Origin of the sequence: Lysinibacillus sp. FSL K6-0075 (assembly GCF_038592945.1) — a bacterium.
GTDB lineage: Bacteria > Bacillota > Bacilli > Bacillales_A > Planococcaceae > Lysinibacillus > Lysinibacillus fusiformis_F.
Window position 1 is genome coordinate 3,205,485 of sequence record NZ_CP151947.1, and the last position, 17,517, is coordinate 3,223,001.

Below are 17,517 nucleotides of genomic sequence, written 5' to 3' on the forward strand. Positions count from 1 at the left end.
ATTAGTAATGGAATTTTGCTAGTGTTTGTTGTAAGGAGTTTGTCATGGCTGTTAAGCTTTCTGCCATACTTTGCAGCTCATGAACCGCGGTATTTTGCTGCTCCATCGTTGCTAATAGCTCCTCTGTTCCTGCTGAGGATTGCTCGCTAACGGCTGTCATATTTTCTACTGCTCGTACTACCTCTACTGTCTCCTTTTGAATTAAATGAGAGGCAGTTGTCACTTCGTCAATTTGCGCTACTGTATCAACGATATGCTGTAAGATGGCATCAAGTGCTTGTTTATTGGCATCAAGATACTGTGTGTTGGTTTGTACAGCAGCCACGACATTTTGCATAGCATCGCTTGCTTTCACAGTCTCTTTCACAACTGTATCTATAATCGCTGCAATTTGACTTGTCGATTTGGCGGATCCCTCCGCAAGTTTGCGTACTTCCTCCGCTACGACAGAGAAGCCTTTCCCATGCTCACCTGCGCGAGCAGCCTCTATCGCCGCATTCAGTGCTAATAAATCCGTTTGACCTGCAATGGCATCGATTACTTGTAAAATACGATTAATTTCAGTCGATTGGTCACTGAGCTGCTGGACAACAGATGCTGTTAATGTGACTTGCTCCGCCATCGCCTCCATCCCTTGAATCGATTGTTCCGCATGAACCAACCCTTGCTTGGATGCCTGTGTTGTCTGCTGAGAGCGCTGCGTCATTTCTTTAATTGCCACTTGAATAGCTTGCAATTTCTGCTCAACCTCTTGCGTTACGCCTAATGTTAGGGCTGCTTGCTCGGCTTGTAAGGTTGCTCCTGTTGCCAACTCACCTGTTGTTGTTAGCACTTGGTCGATACTAACACTCATATTAGTTGTAGAGGACATGAGTCGATCACTATAGGCACTCGCCTGATTTGAAATTTGCGTCGCTTCTTGAATCAATGTTCGTGTATTACTTGTCATCATATTGACAGCCTTTGCTAAATGGCCAAGCTCGTCCTTGCTATCCTCTGCTAATGGTTCCACTGCTAAATTCCCATCTGCTACTGCTTGTACTTGTGCCACTGCCAATACAATAGGTCGAACAATTCGACGAATAAGCCATGTTAACACGATTAAAAGATAAATCATACCAGCAACGCCTATGATAACCATTGTCCATGTTAGCTTTGTTGTTTGTGCTAATACTTCTTGAGTCGGTACTGTGACCAGCAATGACCACGGTGTCTCGGTTTTCCCAATGTGAATGGGAGCAGTGACAATATAGCTATCCTCTTGTAAATAGCTTGAAAAATCCTGAATAACGGAAGACTTGCCCTGCTGAATGGCTGTTTGGATCTCTTTTATATATGTATAGTGTTCTTGCTCAGCAAGTGGCATGGTCACATAATCATTGTTTGGATGTGTCACAAACATGCCATTGTTCGAGATAATCGAACCATAGCCATTATCAAATAATTTTACTTGTTGGCTTAGTTGAGCTAATGTTTCTAAACTCATGTCCACAGCCACGATGCCTTTAAATTCATTGTCAATCGTAACAGGCACAATGATGGACGTTAATAGCACATCCTTACCAGCGACAGGATAAACAAATGGTTCCAAAATCATTTCCTGCCCTTTTTGTTTCGGTAAAAGATAAAAATCAGACGTATCATAATCTACAATAGGAGAATGAACGATCCTATCGCCATCTCGCGTCCAGAATGGAACATAGCGTCCTGTTGTATCATGTCTATCTGTATTGACGTATTTTTCATCTTGCCCGTCAAAGGCATTAGGCTCCCATACAGACCAAACACCCATAAATTGCTCATTATTATTCAAAATACGTTGGAACATAGCATCTGTTAAAGCACGATCAGCCTTTTGTTCTTCCACCATTGTCGTTAAATTGGCTGCAAGCGTACGTGCTGTATCCATTGCATAATCCAGCTGAATTTGAATCTGATAGGCATTATCAGATGTTTCTGCCTGTGCCATTTTTTGAGCTGTTTCTATCGTTAAATTTTTTGTTTGATAAATATTCACAGCTGTTATAACTGCAAATACGACAAATACCGTTCCAATGACAGTGGCAAGTATTTTCCCCAATAAATTCATATGTATCATCCCCCTTTAGATAGAAAGTAATAGAGAAGTAACCAATTAAGCTAATTATAGCATTAGTTACTATGAGTAAAGTATCTAAATTAGAGGGATATATGTCTTTTTTATAGATAAAAACTCCTGTTTCCAGGAGTTTTTACAGTACAGCTCACTATATGTCAAGTATGCCTCGTAGCCAACGCTCCACAAAGTTTTCAAACGTAATACCATAATTATCATAAACAGCATGATAAACAAAATATGTTCCTAATCGATCAAGCATTTCATCATTAATTTTCATCACACACCGCTCCCATTCTCTTGAAATTTTACTAAATTTTCAGACTTCTATTCTTCCCAAATGCCGAACAATCAAGTGGAGGTCGCATCGTTGCAAAACCGTCACAATCTGCCGCCTTCATGCCCTTTCTTCGTATTTTTCTTTTCGTTAAGATAGTAATAACAACTTACTAGACTGGAGGGACTACTTGTGAAATGGATGACAAAAGTAGCTTGTATCACATGCATCTGCGCACTACTTTCTGGCTGTGGTAATCGATTATCAGAAATTAAAGATGCTGCTTCAGGCATCAATTCAGCTGCTAATTCCGCAGCTAGTGCAGTTAGTCGAGATGTCCATGCAATACGTGCTCTAGACATTAACTATAAAGATACATCGTTTACGGTTAATGACCTATTTAAAACTATTTTACGTGACATACGCTGGGATTATGACCTTGAAAAAAATGAGCTACATGTGAGAGGTACTTGGCAGTCTCCACTATTTTCTGATCAGACATGGAGTGAAGAGATGAAAGAAAAGCTTGCTGAATCAGGCTTTGTAACTGTTACCTGTAAAATAATTGATGACAAAATTGATAGCCAGCACACGAACGTAACGCTTACATATAATGAAGAAGTTCTCTTACAAAAAAATGGTGAGGAAGCACTCCATCACCTCTATGATACTTATTTACTTCCGTAAACCTAGTAACGTCTCTACCATTTAATCCTGGTAGAAACGTTTTTTTTTGCAAAGAAATTTTATAATTTCGAAATATTAGAGGCTATCATTTGAATAAACTAAAACCATCACGTTATAATCAAAGTATCACGTGATGGTTTGGAGGTGTTTGCATTGGGACAGAGAAATTAAAAATTGGCGAGCTTGCAGAAAAAACAGGCATTACTAAACGAACAATCGACTACTATACGAATATTGGTTTGCTAGATGCAGAACGTTCTGCAACAAATTATCGCTACTATGACCCAGCCATGATTAAACGGCTTCAATTCATTGAACAGCGCAAACAACAGGGGCTTTCACTCGTACAAATCCAACATGAGTTAAACATCACACCCTATGAAGAAATCGATGTACAAGTGCTTCGTTTAAAAATGCAAGATCTAGAGCATGATGTCACTTCTCTGCTAGCACAAATGAACAAGCAAGATGATAATAAAATTGAAACGATTAAGAAAAATGTTTCACCCGAAAGTATTGCATTGATGCAATCCTTATTATTACTCATTCATAATTAGGAGGTGACGTTCTGTTTTTACAGAACGACTATTTGGAGACCATAATAAACCTATCGATTTTTACCATTTTATTAGCTTTAACAGGCTTTTTCGTGGCAACAGAATTTGCCATTGTAAAAGTACGTTCCTCAAGACTTGATCAACTGGTTGCAGAAGGCAATAAAAAAGCAATTGCTGCTAAGCATGTTGTTCAACATTTAGACGAATACTTATCAGCCTGTCAATTAGGAATTACTGTAACAGCTCTTGGTATCGGGATGGTTGGTGAAAAAACATTTGAATTTATGCTTCACCCGCTATTCGAAATGATCGGCATTTCCGATAAGTATATGACGATCTTTACAATTGGAACAGCCTTTGCCATTGCAACGTTTTTACATGTAGTGGTCGGCGAGCTAGCCCCAAAAACGGCAGCTATTCAAAAAGCTGAATCCATTACACTTCTTTTCGCAAAACCAATTATGTTTTTCTATAAAATCATGTATCCATTTATTTGGTTCTTGAACGGCTCTGCACGCGTGTTAGTTGGTTTATTCGGCATGAAACCTGCTAGCGAACATGAGCTTTCTCATACAGAGGAAGAATTGCGATTATTACTGTCTGAAAGCTTTAAAAGTGGTGAAATCAATAAATCTGAGCTCAAATATGTCAATAACGTCTTCGAATTTGACGAACGTATTGCGCGCGAAATTATGGTTCCCCGAACAGAAATTGTTGGAATTGAACAAAATGAATCATTTACCAATATTATTCATTACATTGCGGCTGAAAAATATACGCGTTACCCGATCTATGATGGTGACCGAGATAATATATTAGGTTTCATCAATGCCAAAGAACTATTAACGCATGGTCTACTTGAACAACTGACAGACGACTCATTAGTTTTGGAGGATTTCATTAACCCTGTCATTCGAGTAATTGAAACCATTCCAGTCCAAGAATTACTTGTACGTATGCAAAAAGAACGAATCCATATGGCCATCCTCATGGATGAATATGGTGGCACATCTGGTCTAGTAACAGTTGAAGATATATTAGAAGAAATTGTTGGTGAGATTCGAGATGAATTTGATGATGATGAAATTGCGGATATTCGAAAAATTACAGATCATCACTATTTATTAAATGCAAAGATGCTTGTGGAAGATGTGGAAAATCTATTAAACATTACGCTGGATGCCGAAGAAGTGGAAACATTAGGTGGTTGGTTCTTAACCGTGAATAACGGCATTAAAGCATCAAAAAATATTGAGCTAGGCTCCTACATTTTTAGCATCTATGAGCAACAAGGTCATCAAATTCATTATATTGAGGTACGTCCTCTTCGGAAAAATCTCCCTCTCAAAACAGAGGTTCAATCGTAATAGTATGAAACAGGTATTCCTTATTCCATTATTAGCCATTTCACTATATAATGAATAGAGAAAAATGATTCTAGTTGCAGGGGGCCATACACATGACATTATTTAAGCTATATCATTCAGATGGTATTCACATTATTACTGACGTAAAAAAACACAAAACAAATATTGAATTAAAAACAATCACGGGAGAAGTTCTATTTATTATCGTGGTAACAGATGAAAATTACACAGTCTACGATGATCGTTTTGCAGGCGCATCTAAGCAATTAAATTCTGTTGAAGCTTTCGATATTGATGGGAGTTTTCGTAGTTTAGATTTCGATAATATGCGCTCCTTATTTAAAGAATCTTTTACAAAGCTATTACAAGAGATTGCTGTGTGTGTTAAAAATAAAGAGGAGCTTGTAGATATTGATACACTTCGCCATAAAGTAAGTGCACAGATTAAAGGCATCCACTTCAGGGTGATCTCTGATACGAAAAAATATGAGATTTAACATCCGATAGACTGTCCATTATGGGCAGTCTGTTTTAATTTTAGTCCATCTCCTCACCTTCCCATGTTGAAAGAAAAACACGCATCTTTACTTTCATGTATAATGGAATTTAACAATCTGAAAATAAGGGGTGTTAGGATGAATCGTGAACAATTAATCACACTCGTTTCAGAAAAACTGAAATTAATCCGTACAGAAAAATCTTTTACACAGGATCAAATGAGTGATTTACTAGGACTATCCAAAAAAACACTTGTCCAAATTGAAAAAGGTCGAATACTAGCCGGCTGGACAACCACTGTCACTGTTTGCACGTTGTGTCGGGACAGCACGATATTACAGCACGAGCTTGGTGGTGATCCATTAGAGGTTGTGGATTTAATCGCGAATAATGGAACATTGCAGCCAAAAGAAAAAACGATGGGTGGATACATATGGTGGAAAAACATTCAGGAGCACGGTGGTTTTCGACTACAGCAAAACGTCATCAGTCAGCATTTCCGCATTTTAGACAGCCATAATTTTCGCCTAATTTCAACATTTGATGAGCAAATAGCAAAGCAAGCATGGGAAAAACTACAAATCTAATCTTACTATTGAACAGTAGAAGCATTGCTATTTGCTTCTGCTGTTACGTTTCCCCCCTTTCCTTCCTCTCATAAGTCATCCTCTCTAGACAAATGAATAAAGATATAAAATCACCTATCATATGATAAAAATAGTAGTAAGAGAATTATTTCTCTAAAATTTCTATGGAAAAAGCCAGGAGAAGCTGGAAAAGTCGAAATTTGTAGAATAATTCTCTATACTTAAGGGTAAAGCTGTACTATTAGAAAGGATGCTCGTAAATGAAGCGAATACTAGCAATTAGTGATATACATGGAGAATTAGGGCTGCTGGAAGAATTACTATTAAAAGCAAACTACGACCCAATGAACGATCAGCTTTTTTTACTAGGTGATTACATTGATAGAGGGCCCTCTTCTAGTGGTGTGTTAAATTTAGTGAGTGAATTACAGGCAAAGGGTGCACGCGTTTTGCTAGGCAATCATGAGGCGATCATGCTCAATGCATGCCGTTCAGGCCTTGCTAAACCATGGAACCATTGGGTAGGACTTTGTGGTGGAGAGGCAACATTAGCAAGCTATGGCTACCAGCTAGAAGACTTTGAGGAAGCGATCCAAAGCAATACTTTGCCTAGCTTTATTAAAACATTGCCGAAGCTCGAAGAACATTTACAGTTAATCGAGACGTTTGAAATATACATTGAATTAGAGGATGCTATTTTTGTCCATGGAGGCGTTGTACCAGATGTTGCGATAGCCGAAACTGACCCCATGCGCTTACTTTGGATTCGCGAGGAATTTCATGCCGGCTATCAAGGGAAAAAAACGGTTATCTTCGGCCATACTCCTACCTATAACCTACACCACAATCCAACTGATTATCGTGTCTATTTCGGAGAAAATAATATTATTGGCATAGACGGTGGGGCTGTGTTTGGCGGACAGTTACATGCATTCGAATGGCCAAGTCGCCAAATCATTTCAGTCGATAATGAAAAAACAACAAATATACTCTGAAGAATGTATTCTAAAACCATAATCAAATCAGTACATCACTAAAATAATAGTGGTGTACTTTTTTATTTGTAGACCACTTGTATCTTTAAAACAAAATTTAACCGTTTGTAAGAAAGTTGTACCGTTTATAAAAAAGATGAACTGTTTTTTAGAACTTAGAATAATAATTTAAAAAAGTTTGAACAACACCTTTAAAGAAAATTGGATTTTTATGTTAGAGTATGGATAAGATTATGAAGGATTGTAGGTTTTCAAATTATATAAAGGAAATCTTTAAAAGATTAACATTTCTGTTATTCTTTTTTTTCTTTTGTGATAGATTTATCGTATTCATTTCGTATTACATAGTAGGTACCAATATTCATTGAGCGGGGTGAACAATTGAAAATTACAGAGAACAATGTTGTACAACACATACAGAAAAAAAATGAAAAAGCAATTCCTTTTATTATTAATCAGTATGGTGGTTTACTTACAGCGATCATTAAACGTCATTTAAATTACCAGCAGCAAGATTATGAAGAATGCCTTGATGATGTTTTATTATCGATATGGAATAATGTTCATTCCTTTGATCCTAAGAAAAATTCATTCAAACAATGGATTGCAGCGATTGCAAAGTATAAAGCAATTGATTATCAAAGAAGACAAATTACCATACATAATCAGCAATTTTCCGTTTCAGAAATTGATGAATCCATGGTAAAGGCAAAACAACCATCAGAAGAAAACTGCGTTGAGGAACTCCTTGAGCAATTGTCGGCTAGTGAACGGGAAATCTTTGAAAAATACTATTTAGAAGGAACCCCTTCAAGTGAAATAGCAAAAGAATTTGATGCGAAAGAGTCTTGGGTTTATAACAAGCTTTCCAGAGGACGTAAAAAGCTTAAAAGTTTTTTAGTTCAAAAAATGAAGTGTGAGGAGTGAGAATATGTCTATTTATAAAGATTTAAATGATATGAATATTGATTTGGAACAGTATGAAGAACAAAACCTTACAAACTTCGAGAAAAAGAAATGGGAAAAGCGTATATTAAAAAAAATAAGTAAAGAAAAGCCATCTCACGTAAAGAGATATTTAGGAGTTACAGCAGCTGTAGCAATGATTTTTAGTTTGATTATTGTTACGGGTTTAATTTCGCCAACGATGGCTGCGACGATAAAAGAAGTGCCTTTATTATCATCTGTTTTTAAATTTACAAGGGATCTTGGTCTACACGCCGCAGATGAAAAGGGACTCTCAACAAAATTGAATACAAGCGTTACGCATGAAGGCTTTACATTAAATGTAACAGAAGTAGTGTATGACGGTACACGTGTTGCAATCGGGATTGAACGCCATCAAAAAGAAGGTGAAAATTCAAAAGAAAGTTTATCAGATCAAATTAGTAATATTGAATTTTTACTAAATGGTGAACCACTGAATCACACCAATTTTAGTGGTGTTTTTGGACAACCAAGTAAGGATAATAATTCCGCAATATTTGAATTTGCAGATTTGAAAAATCAAGGTGGAAGTCCTTTCCCAAAGCAGTTTAATTTGACATTATCCACTACAATAAATGGCGTTTCTGAACCTTTTAAAATGGATATTCCAGTGAGTGATATTGGTAACTATGTAAACCTACAACCTAATATAAGTAGAAAATACAAAAATAATCAGCTTACTATTGAACAAATTATGCTAACGCCCATTACAACTAGTATTACGACAAGAATAGCCTTGCTTGATAAATCAACTTCTGTAGATTTCCGGGAAGGAATTCATATCGCAGTTTTTGATGAACAAGGGCGTGAACTAAAACTAATTCATGGCAATGGTAGACGTGAGACAAATAAAGGAAATAGCGATCTCATCATGGATCTACGGGTACATCCATTTGAAACCTTACCAAAAGCCATTACAATCAAACCGTATATTCATCTTTATGACGATGAGGGATCATACCAACTGGATGAAAACGGAGACCCGAAGATTCAATACATTCCAGAGCTAGAAATAACAATACCAATTAACTCAAAAGAATAAGTACCAAGTAGTGCTCCGTTAGATTTAAACGCTTTAACTTGAGCAGTTCCTGTATTTATCATAATAGTTTTATTACGAACAAGACGTATAACATTATTTCCATACAAAATTAACCAATGAGTACCCTGCATAGCGTATTCAGAGCTATAAGCGATTTTAGGAGTAAGTCCATATTTTAGTTATTCCATTAAAGGTGCTATTGTGGAGCAACACAGGTAGAAAATAATCAACATTTTTTATAATAACCTAACTTAAAACTGCTAAAGAAGAATCCCTTTTGATCAAACTTTTTTCAAAAGGGATTCTTCTTATTTATCGTAAAATAAGGGTTTGCGAAGTATTTTTGCTCAAAAGACATCTTTTTATGGAATTACATATAACGATTGCTGTCTCTTTTTCAAATAAAGCATCCCGTTAATTGAAGAGTATCTCCAAAACTACAGAAATTTTCTTTTTTTCTTTCGTCTATCAAACCAAGGCACAATTTTCTTTTCATATATTTTCATTCCTACATATCCATCAACAAAAGCAGCGAATAATCCAATAAGAATCATGCTTATTCCCGTATTGTCAGCCAAAACAATTGGTTTAAGCACTGTAAAAACAACCAAGAACACGATTGGCACTGTTAAACCAACCCATAAACTCACAAAGGTTATAGCCATTTTCCCCATCTCCCTTTAATAGTCATTATCAAGCGGTATTCTTTTCAATTCACTTGCACCGTTAGTTGAATAAGAATCAACATTTCTTTCGTGAACTTAGATAACCTAGGTGTATGATAGCTTCCATTGGTATACATCATAATCCAAACGATACTATAGTCATATAATTTACCTCTTTTATAAATAAAATAATCATGCACGAAATCAAGTGTGTATAGGGCAACTTACATCATGATTTCGCATTTAAAAATCAGAAACACTATCATAAAAAACCTTGTGTACTATATAACTTCATTTTTATTCTTCCTAAATATAAAAATTTACACAGTATCCCTTTATTCCGAAAGTTTCCCAATAGGATGTTTGACCTATCAAATCTTAACAATGTATTGCCCGATTTCATATACGTAATTTTTTTCACATCCACCTAAACTGACCCATTAGTTGAATAGATAGAAGCTCCTTTTGAATTACTTAAGGTCATTTGTGGAAAGAAAAAGGATAGAAAGAGCAAATTTACTTAAGCTCTTCTATCCTTTTTCTTTCTATAGATATAATGTGTGACATTATATAAGAATTCACTATTTAAAATAAATTTAGCTTCTAAACTTAACTTTTAATAAAAACGCGTAAACTTGTTGGTTTTTATTTAGCAAATGCTTCTGCACTAAGTAAATTTTTCTTTTTCCCTGCCATTTCGGAAATAAATAGACATCAAAGGGGAAAATTAATATAGCTTAAAGATAACCCCTACTAACGAGTACACAATGACTGTTGAGAATAGTATAGTCATATGGAATAGTGAAAAAACAAACATTTTGGTAGCCCATTTCACTTGATCTGTATTACTATGATAGCCGTAAATACTCATCACTAGCCAAGCAACGCTTAAGATCAATGCCACGAGCATAATACCTACACTTAACGAGCCAAATAAAAAGCTTGATAGAATCAATAAGATTAAATAAAAATTGGTTTGATAATACGTACGTCGCATCCCTTTGACAACTGGTAGCATGGGCACACTGGCTGCTTCATAGTCTATACGTTTGCGAATGGCAATAGCATAGAAATGCGGCATTTGCCAAATGACCATAACAAAAAATAAACCAAGTATCGCTGGGTGTGTAATATCTGTCGATACAGCAGACCAACCAATTAATGGCGGTACTGCACCACTAATACTACCGATTTCTGTATTATAAATCGTACGACGCTTTGTCCACATTGTATAAGGGACTACATATAGGAATACACCTAATAAACCAAATGCAGCAGCTAGCGGCGAAGCAAGTGCTAACACAGCTATCCCAATAATTAACATTACGACAGCTAATGATAAAGTCGATTTCGCTGACATTTCACCTGTAACAGTTGGTCGGCTTTGTGTACGAGGCATAATAGCATCAATGTCACGATCATAGACATTATTAAAGGCCCCTGCTGCTCCAATGACAAGGGCAGAACCGATTGTTGAAAAAATGATTTCTGGTATATTGTCTACAAACGTCATTTTATTTTTGTACATGCCTAGCGTTAAACCAGCCCACATAGGTATTAAATTGGATTTGATAATCCCTGTTTTGACGGTTTGCGCTAAAATAGAAGAACGTGATGACTTCCCTCTTGTTTTTTCGGAGGATTGTGGTTTATGCTCCGTTTTCAGATTTTGTTCCATTCAGCTTAATTCCTTTTCTCCATAATTTCTACACGCTTCCATCGATAGAAAGCGACAAAATTTGCATCTAGCACATCAAATTATTATTTTACCCCTTTTAGATCTGTTCTGTCTCTCTGTTCACATAAAGTACATGTTTTCATCTAACAAAGCACGCTCATTCACAACATCTTCTATGATACCACCGACTGACGTGAATTTGAACCTTCTTGCCTCGATTCTTCCAATCACTATTGGAGAAAAATAATTGGATGATAGATCATACTGCAGTAGCCAAAAAAACCGAGACAAATCTTTGCCTCGGATTTCCTTTTATTGAATTTCTTCCTGCAGTTGCTGCGCTAAAAATGCCACCAAATCACGAAGATTGTCAGGTGTTACACCATGTCCATCTGGGTATTGTTTAAATGTCACCGTGGCACCAAATTGTTCAAAGATCTCTTTGCTTTCCATGCCCCATTGAGAAGGAATGACATAATCATAATCTCCGTGCGAAATAAAAGCCTGTAAATGTTCTACAGAACGGATGGCATATTCCTCTGTCACAAATTTTGGTGTATAGCCACTTAATGCAACGATTCCTGTCACTAAATTCCCCATAACAAAGGCAAGTGATTGTGCTAATACCGCCCCTTGGCTAAAGCCTAGAACAAATACTTTATGGGGATCGATTTGATATTCATCGATGGCCTCTAATAGAAATCGTTGCAATGCCACCAACACTTTATCAAAGATAGCACGATCTGGTTGCCCTACTTCTTGAATGGTGAAAAAAGCATAGCCAGGTTTCTGTGTAATCGGCCCTCGTAAGCTAAAAATATGACATTGCTCTTGGAAATCCTGCACTAATGTTGGTAAATCATCCTCATGGCTGCCCATGCCATGTAGCAAAAAAATAGCAGGGTATTTCTTCGTTGGATCCATATTTGTTGGTTGTGTATGGTTAAAAGTAAATGGTGTATTCATTCAATTAAATTCCTTTCACGTAAAGCTTCGTAACAAAATTAGCATAATTTTGTTTTATTAATTAGTCCATCTGTATGGTAGGCAATATAGCCATTAACAATACGTATCGTTTCTTGTGGGTCTGCGTCAAAGAGTATTTTGGATTGTTCTGGCGTTGATACAAGAACAGTTAATAAATCCATGCGCATGGAATGCCCAGCAGAGCTATACGCATAATCATAAATAATCGCTTCCTCTGTCATGTATTCCGTCTCATATTGCTGATGGAATAAATCCTTTGCAGCATCCATTTGCTCTGCAACTTGTTGACGAATTCGCATCTGATGCATTAATAATTCCTCTTCAAGAGCTGCTGGCTTTAGCCACTTTTTTGCCTGGAGCATTTTTAGAAATTCCTGCTCCCAAGCCTGTTCATTTTCTGTAAAATAAAGCATATTAATCATCAACATATCCCAAAAGTCCATTGATGTTGCGGCTGATTGTCGCTGCATGGCAATCGTTTCCTTAAAATGCTCTTCCACTTTTGTAATATTCATATTGCGAACTAAATGATTACATACGTTTTCAATAAACTTATTTGCCACTTCTTGTGCCATAAAAAAATCCGTCCTTTATATCTACAAATCATTTTCTTTCTTATCATACCATGATTGTGGAATATGGCAACGAACCCCGCTCACTAGATTTCTAAGTGAAAAGGATGTCTCCGTATGCGTTAGAGACATCCCAAAATCTTAGGAGAAAACATAGCTATCCATATTATCTATTGTATTTTGAATGGCCTCTTTCAATGACCGCTGCTGTTCGCCACAAGAAGCTAGTGCGTCCTCTAAAGTGATTGCCGCATTCGCCATAAATGGAGCCATTTGCAAATCTTTAGCTAATTGAATAAGTACGAGGGCTTTATTCCATTTCCAACGAGGGTTTGTGGGATCTAGATGTATCGCTTGCTCTAAATAACCGAGCGCATCGAAAGGCATCCAGCCAAAACGGTGCATGGTCTGCCCTGTGATTCCCCAGTAGACAGCCTTATTCGGGTTTTCCCTTACGGCTTGTTGAAAGCAGTGAACACTCTCATTGTAATGATGTGCGAATAAGAACAGCTCTCCCTGTGTAAAAAAAGACTGTGCTTTGTCAGCTGGTGTTCCTGTTTTCGCGACTTCCTCCAATTGCTGAATACGCTTCGCAAATGCCTCCTCATCTTTTATTGCCCGTATTTCTACAACTAGATCTGATTCTGGATAGCTTTCATCAGCACGTTCCACATGCTGTACTTCGATTTGAGGAGTTGGCTTTGGATAACGATCATATTCATACTCTTCTAATAAAGTGATATATTTTTGTGCCAGTGCTTTGTCCTCTTCGTTTGTCACCTGCTTCGCTAATTCATAGCATTTCATTAGCTCACCATTATAAAAATAATCATCCATTGACATTCATAATTCCTCCAGTGTACAACTATTCAGTATTTTTAGTATACACTACAAAAACAAAAGAGACTGTATCAAAATAACTTTTGATACAGTCTCACACTTCTCTATTTATTTAACACAACGGTATTTAAGAATGTGCGTAAATCCTCTTCTTTTAAAGCCCCTACAAAACGATTTACTTCTTTACCGTCTTCGAAACGAATGAATGTTGGCGTTGCTTCAATATTATATTTTTCCCATAAATCATCATATTCATAGACATTCAATTGAGCAATATCCACACCTAGCTCATCGGCAATCGGCATTAATTCAGGTGTAAATGCTTGACAGTGTACACAGATTGGACTGAAGAAATAAGCATTAACCGGTTCGCCCGCTTTAATTTTAGCTTCTAGTTCGTCTGGTAACATAATGTTTTGATAGTTTGCATCATCCAATTGATCAATTGTTTCTTGTTTTAGCTTTTTATCGCCATAAGGATTGTTTGCGCTTTCTAATTTACTTTTGTTTGAGACATTGGTAAGCACAATAATTGCTGCAAATAAAACAACAATTACAGAACCAATAATTAATAATTTTTTCACTAAAGTAGTGACCTCCTTTTTTACACTAAAAGCCCTAGTTTTAGTGCATTCGCGATTGATTATAAATTGTTTTGAAAACCTAGTAAACTAATTCGCCTTTAAATGAAGATATTTCACATTTATAACATAATTTTAAGTATATTTGGGAACATACATAATGAGAGTTCATGCAAAATTTGAATGTGGGGTGATTAGATGAAAAACTCGTTCCAGCATGTTTTTCAAATTTATTCAAAAGATATCCGTAATATTGTCACGAACTGGGTCGTAGCTGTCATTATCGGTGGACTAATTTTCCTTCCTTCTCTTTATGCCTGGCTAAATATTTATGCCTCCATGGACCCATACGCCCACACATCTAATATGAAAATCGCGATTGTCAATGAAGATACGGGAACCACTGTGAGAGATGAAGCAATCAATGTCGGGAATGAGGTTATCGAGACTTTACGTACCAATAAAAGCTTTACTTGGACGCTCGAGACGGAGAAAAAAGCCAAGGAACATTTAAAAAATGGTGATTACTTTGCTGTCATTGTCATTCCAAATGATTTTTCCCAAAAACTAACCTCCATTCTAACCGACCAACCAATGAAAGCCCATATTGATTATTATGTAAATGAAAAAAAGAATCCTATTGCCCCTAAAATTACAAGTAAAGGAGCGAGCGTTCTTACGCAGCAGGTTTCGAGTGAATTTGTCTCGACAGTCAATGGCACACTTTTTTCTATTTTTAATACAATTGGAATTGAAATAGAACGTGACATTCCTGATTTCCGCAAATTCGAAAATTATGTTTTTACTATCGAACAGCATTTACCTGATATTCATACATTTTTAACTCAAGCCTCTACTCAAGGAAAAGAGGCAAATCAATTACTTAATCAGGCGCTGACACAAGTTCCCCAGGTGGAACAATTGACAACAGATGGTTTAACAACCATTCAGAAGGGTTTACATTTAGTGAATGAAGCAGATGCTTTGTTTAATGAACTATCTCCCGTCATCAAAAAGGATGTCGCAACTGTCCAAAATATCGCACAACATTTTACAGATATCATCAATCAGCTCAATAGTATAAACCTTGACCCTTCCTCTATCACGCAAACGAAAGAGGCACTTAAAAATCAATTGTCAACATCCAAAGACAATATAACCAATAGTATTCAAACGCTTGAGGCACTGCAAAAATTAATTCAAGCAGATGCTTTGACTCGTAAACAATTAGAGGACTCCTTAACAACCATTATCGGCTCTTTGCAGGAAAGTAATGCGGAAGCGAATCAACCAATTATTGAACAGCTTACAGCCATTCGCGAAGTCTTACAGCATCCTCCAAGCTTCATTGATTCAACGTCAAATGCGCTTACCGCATTACAGCAATTGCAGAAATTACATGACGATATACTAAATAAAATCAATCAATTAAAACCAATTGATCAAGATGTCATCCAGCAGGATATTACAGCTATTCAACAAATCGCACAAAATGCAACGGCCAATTTACAGAAATTCTTATCCTACTATAACGAAAGGCTAGAGCCACAAATTCGATCCACCCTAACCAGTGCGAAACAAACTTTAATCAATGCTTCTGCCATGCTGACAGATGTAAAGCAATTCATACCTCAGGCAACAGATAAATTGACACAGGCCAAAAACACGCTAGGAACAGCGAATAACGCTATTCAAAAAATACAAACAGAATTTCCGACTTTAAGTTCTAAAATCAAAGAATTAGCGAATAAGCTACGAACGTTAGAAGAGGAAGCGGATATAGCAGAGATTGTGCAATTACTTAAAAATGATGTCAATGCTGAACGTGACTTCTTTGAGGAACCCATTAAACTAAAGGAACATCGCGTATTCCCTATTGCGAACTATGGAACAGCCATGACACCGTTTTACACAGTACTATCTATTTGGGTAGGCTGTTTACTGTTAATTTCATTATTATCTGTGAATCTTCATGGAGATACACCTTACAGTATTCGAGAAATTTACTTTGGGCGACTCTTAACATTTGCAACTTTTTCGTTTATTCAAACCCTTATTATTACTATCGGAGATATTTTCTTAGTAGATGGCTCCATTCAAGCACCTACCTACTTTATCTTATTTGGACTTTTCATTAGTCTCGTATTTGTAACGGTTGTCTATACACTCGTATCCGTCTTCGGCAATGTAGGGAAAGCATTAGCTATTGTGATGCTCGTGTTACAAATTGCTGGCTCTGGTGGAACCTATCCAGTTGAGTTACTGCCAAGGTTTTTCCAAATAATCAACCCGTTCTTACCTTTTACGTATGCGATTGAAATGATGCGTGAAGCTGTTGGAGGAATTATCTGGTCAACAGTCTGGATGGACCTTCTTTTCCTAGCAGGTTTCTGGTTCACTTTTATCCTGTTCGGCTTTTTCCTAAAAAAATTATTGAGCGAGAAAATGGAACATTTCATGAACAAAACACGTGGATTAGATATATTTCATTGATTTTCAACGAGGCTGCCTGTAAATGTTTATGAAAACGATGTTATAATGGAAGCATTGTAAACATGTAGGAGGCGCTATTTTTGAAGAAATCGATTTCTATTTTTGTTGTATTGGCGTTACTGTTATTAAGTGCTTGTGGAGAAAATAAAAACAGTGCTGATACCACTCCTGAGGCAAATGACGCCTCACATGAAGGACATAGCCATGCGGAGGCTTCGGGTGATATCCAAGAAGTAACCGCTTCTGCTGACGTCCTACCGACCTTTTTAGAGGACAAACAAGAAAATATTCGCTTAGTCTATCAAATCGCTGGACAATCGACAGAAATTCTCGAATGGATGCCATGCTATTGCGGCTGTGGAGAATCTGCTGGCCATCAAAGTAATTTAAACTGCTTTATTCAGGAAAAACGTGAGGATGGTTCTATCGTCTGGGATGATCATGGGACACGTTGTTTAGTTTGCTTAGAGATTGCTGTCCAGTCAGCACAACTGCATAAAGAAGGCAAGAGCTTAAAAGAGATTCGTCAGTTCATTGATGACACATATAAAGAAGGCTATGCAAAACCAACACCAACGGACATGCCTGCGTAAAAAAGCAAAGTCGCAC

Annotated in this window: 18 protein-coding genes; 10 read left to right on the forward strand and 8 right to left on the reverse strand. The window is 36.9% G+C overall.

Going from position 1 to position 17,517, the window contains the following annotated elements:
- Window position 1: 1 nt before the first annotated feature.
- On the reverse strand, window positions 2-2,089 hold the full coding sequence (locus tag MHB65_RS15705) for a methyl-accepting chemotaxis protein (protein ID WP_342440977.1): 2,088 nt from the start codon (window positions 2,087-2,089) through the stop codon (window positions 2-4).
- A gap of 157 nt (window positions 2,090-2,246) precedes the next feature.
- Window positions 2,247-2,375, reverse strand: a complete 129-nt coding sequence (locus MHB65_RS15710; RefSeq protein WP_004227289.1) for a hypothetical protein — start codon at window positions 2,373-2,375, stop codon at window positions 2,247-2,249.
- A 198-nt stretch (window positions 2,376-2,573) separates the two neighbouring features.
- Here MHB65_RS15710 and MHB65_RS15715 point away from each other — a divergent pair, with 198 nt between their 5' ends.
- The 8 genes from MHB65_RS15715 (at window position 2,574) to MHB65_RS15750 (ending at window position 9,092) form a co-directional block, all read left to right on the forward strand.
- Window positions 2,574-3,059 (forward strand): hypothetical protein, encoded by a 486-nt coding sequence (locus MHB65_RS15715; RefSeq protein ID WP_342443755.1) that lies wholly within the window; start codon window positions 2,574-2,576, stop codon window positions 3,057-3,059.
- A 173-nt stretch (window positions 3,060-3,232) separates the two neighbouring features.
- The gene (locus MHB65_RS15720) at window positions 3,233-3,616 is read left to right on the forward strand and encodes a MerR family transcriptional regulator (RefSeq protein WP_205446984.1); all 384 of its coding nucleotides are present in this window, start codon (window positions 3,233-3,235) and stop codon (window positions 3,614-3,616) included.
- A gap of 32 nt (window positions 3,617-3,648) precedes the next feature.
- Window positions 3,649-4,983 carry a hemolysin family protein gene (locus MHB65_RS15725; RefSeq protein WP_342440978.1) on the forward strand — a complete coding sequence of 445 codons (1,335 nt, stop codon included), beginning with the start codon at window positions 3,649-3,651 and terminating at the stop codon, window positions 4,981-4,983.
- 92 nt (window positions 4,984-5,075) lie between these two features.
- Complete coding sequence (locus MHB65_RS15730; RefSeq protein WP_004227282.1) at window positions 5,076-5,480, forward strand: hypothetical protein; 405 nt, start codon at window positions 5,076-5,078, stop codon at window positions 5,478-5,480.
- Between the two features lie 138 nt (window positions 5,481-5,618).
- Window positions 5,619-6,068, forward strand: a complete 450-nt coding sequence (locus MHB65_RS15735; protein ID WP_205444392.1) for a helix-turn-helix domain-containing protein — start codon at window positions 5,619-5,621, stop codon at window positions 6,066-6,068.
- A 260-nt stretch (window positions 6,069-6,328) separates the two neighbouring features.
- Window positions 6,329-7,063, forward strand: coding sequence for a metallophosphoesterase (locus tag MHB65_RS15740; RefSeq protein WP_205444393.1), 735 nt, complete (start codon window positions 6,329-6,331; stop codon window positions 7,061-7,063).
- A gap of 381 nt (window positions 7,064-7,444) precedes the next feature.
- On the forward strand, window positions 7,445-7,990 hold the full coding sequence (locus MHB65_RS15745; protein WP_342440979.1) for a sigma-70 family RNA polymerase sigma factor: 546 nt from the start codon (window positions 7,445-7,447) through the stop codon (window positions 7,988-7,990).
- 4 nt (window positions 7,991-7,994) lie between these two features.
- Window positions 7,995-9,092: a DUF4179 domain-containing protein gene (locus tag MHB65_RS15750; RefSeq protein ID WP_342440980.1), complete on the forward strand. Its 1,098-nt coding sequence runs from the start codon at window positions 7,995-7,997 to the stop codon at window positions 9,090-9,092.
- 437 nt (window positions 9,093-9,529) lie between these two features.
- On the opposite strand, the gene MHB65_RS15755 is transcribed toward MHB65_RS15750, so the two are convergent.
- The 6 genes from MHB65_RS15755 to MHB65_RS15780 all read right to left on the reverse strand — a co-directional run bounded on the left by MHB65_RS15755 (window position 9,530) and on the right by MHB65_RS15780 (window position 14,418).
- A complete protein-coding gene (locus MHB65_RS15755) occupies window positions 9,530-9,757 on the reverse strand; it encodes a hypothetical protein (RefSeq protein ID WP_342440981.1) in 228 nt (75 codons plus the stop codon).
- A gap of 727 nt (window positions 9,758-10,484) precedes the next feature.
- Window positions 10,485-11,435: a heme o synthase gene (gene cyoE, locus MHB65_RS15760; RefSeq protein WP_205444397.1), complete on the reverse strand. Its 951-nt coding sequence runs from the start codon at window positions 11,433-11,435 to the stop codon at window positions 10,485-10,487.
- A gap of 312 nt (window positions 11,436-11,747) precedes the next feature.
- The gene (locus MHB65_RS15765; protein WP_342440982.1) at window positions 11,748-12,401 is read right to left on the reverse strand and encodes an esterase; all 654 of its coding nucleotides are present in this window, start codon (window positions 12,399-12,401) and stop codon (window positions 11,748-11,750) included.
- Between the two features lie 38 nt (window positions 12,402-12,439).
- Window positions 12,440-12,997 (reverse strand): hypothetical protein, encoded by a 558-nt coding sequence (locus tag MHB65_RS15770; RefSeq protein ID WP_342440983.1) that lies wholly within the window; start codon window positions 12,995-12,997, stop codon window positions 12,440-12,442.
- Between the two features lie 138 nt (window positions 12,998-13,135).
- Window positions 13,136-13,837 carry an O-linked GlcNAc transferase gene (locus tag MHB65_RS15775; protein ID WP_342440984.1) on the reverse strand — a complete coding sequence of 234 codons (702 nt, stop codon included), beginning with the start codon at window positions 13,835-13,837 and terminating at the stop codon, window positions 13,136-13,138.
- Between the two features lie 101 nt (window positions 13,838-13,938).
- Window positions 13,939-14,418 (reverse strand): thioredoxin family protein, encoded by a 480-nt coding sequence (locus MHB65_RS15780; RefSeq protein WP_205444401.1) that lies wholly within the window; start codon window positions 14,416-14,418, stop codon window positions 13,939-13,941.
- A 195-nt stretch (window positions 14,419-14,613) separates the two neighbouring features.
- Between MHB65_RS15780 and MHB65_RS15785 the strand changes: the two genes are divergently transcribed.
- Together MHB65_RS15785 and MHB65_RS15790 are read left to right on the forward strand one after the other, a co-directional pair.
- Window positions 14,614-16,908 (forward strand): YhgE/Pip domain-containing protein, encoded by a 2,295-nt coding sequence (locus MHB65_RS15785; RefSeq protein WP_342440985.1) that lies wholly within the window; start codon window positions 14,614-14,616, stop codon window positions 16,906-16,908.
- Window positions 16,909-16,988: 80 nt separating this feature from the next.
- The gene (locus MHB65_RS15790) at window positions 16,989-17,501 is read left to right on the forward strand and encodes a PCYCGC motif-containing (lipo)protein (RefSeq protein WP_342440986.1); all 513 of its coding nucleotides are present in this window, start codon (window positions 16,989-16,991) and stop codon (window positions 17,499-17,501) included.
- The last annotated feature ends 16 nt before the right edge of the window (window positions 17,502-17,517 follow it).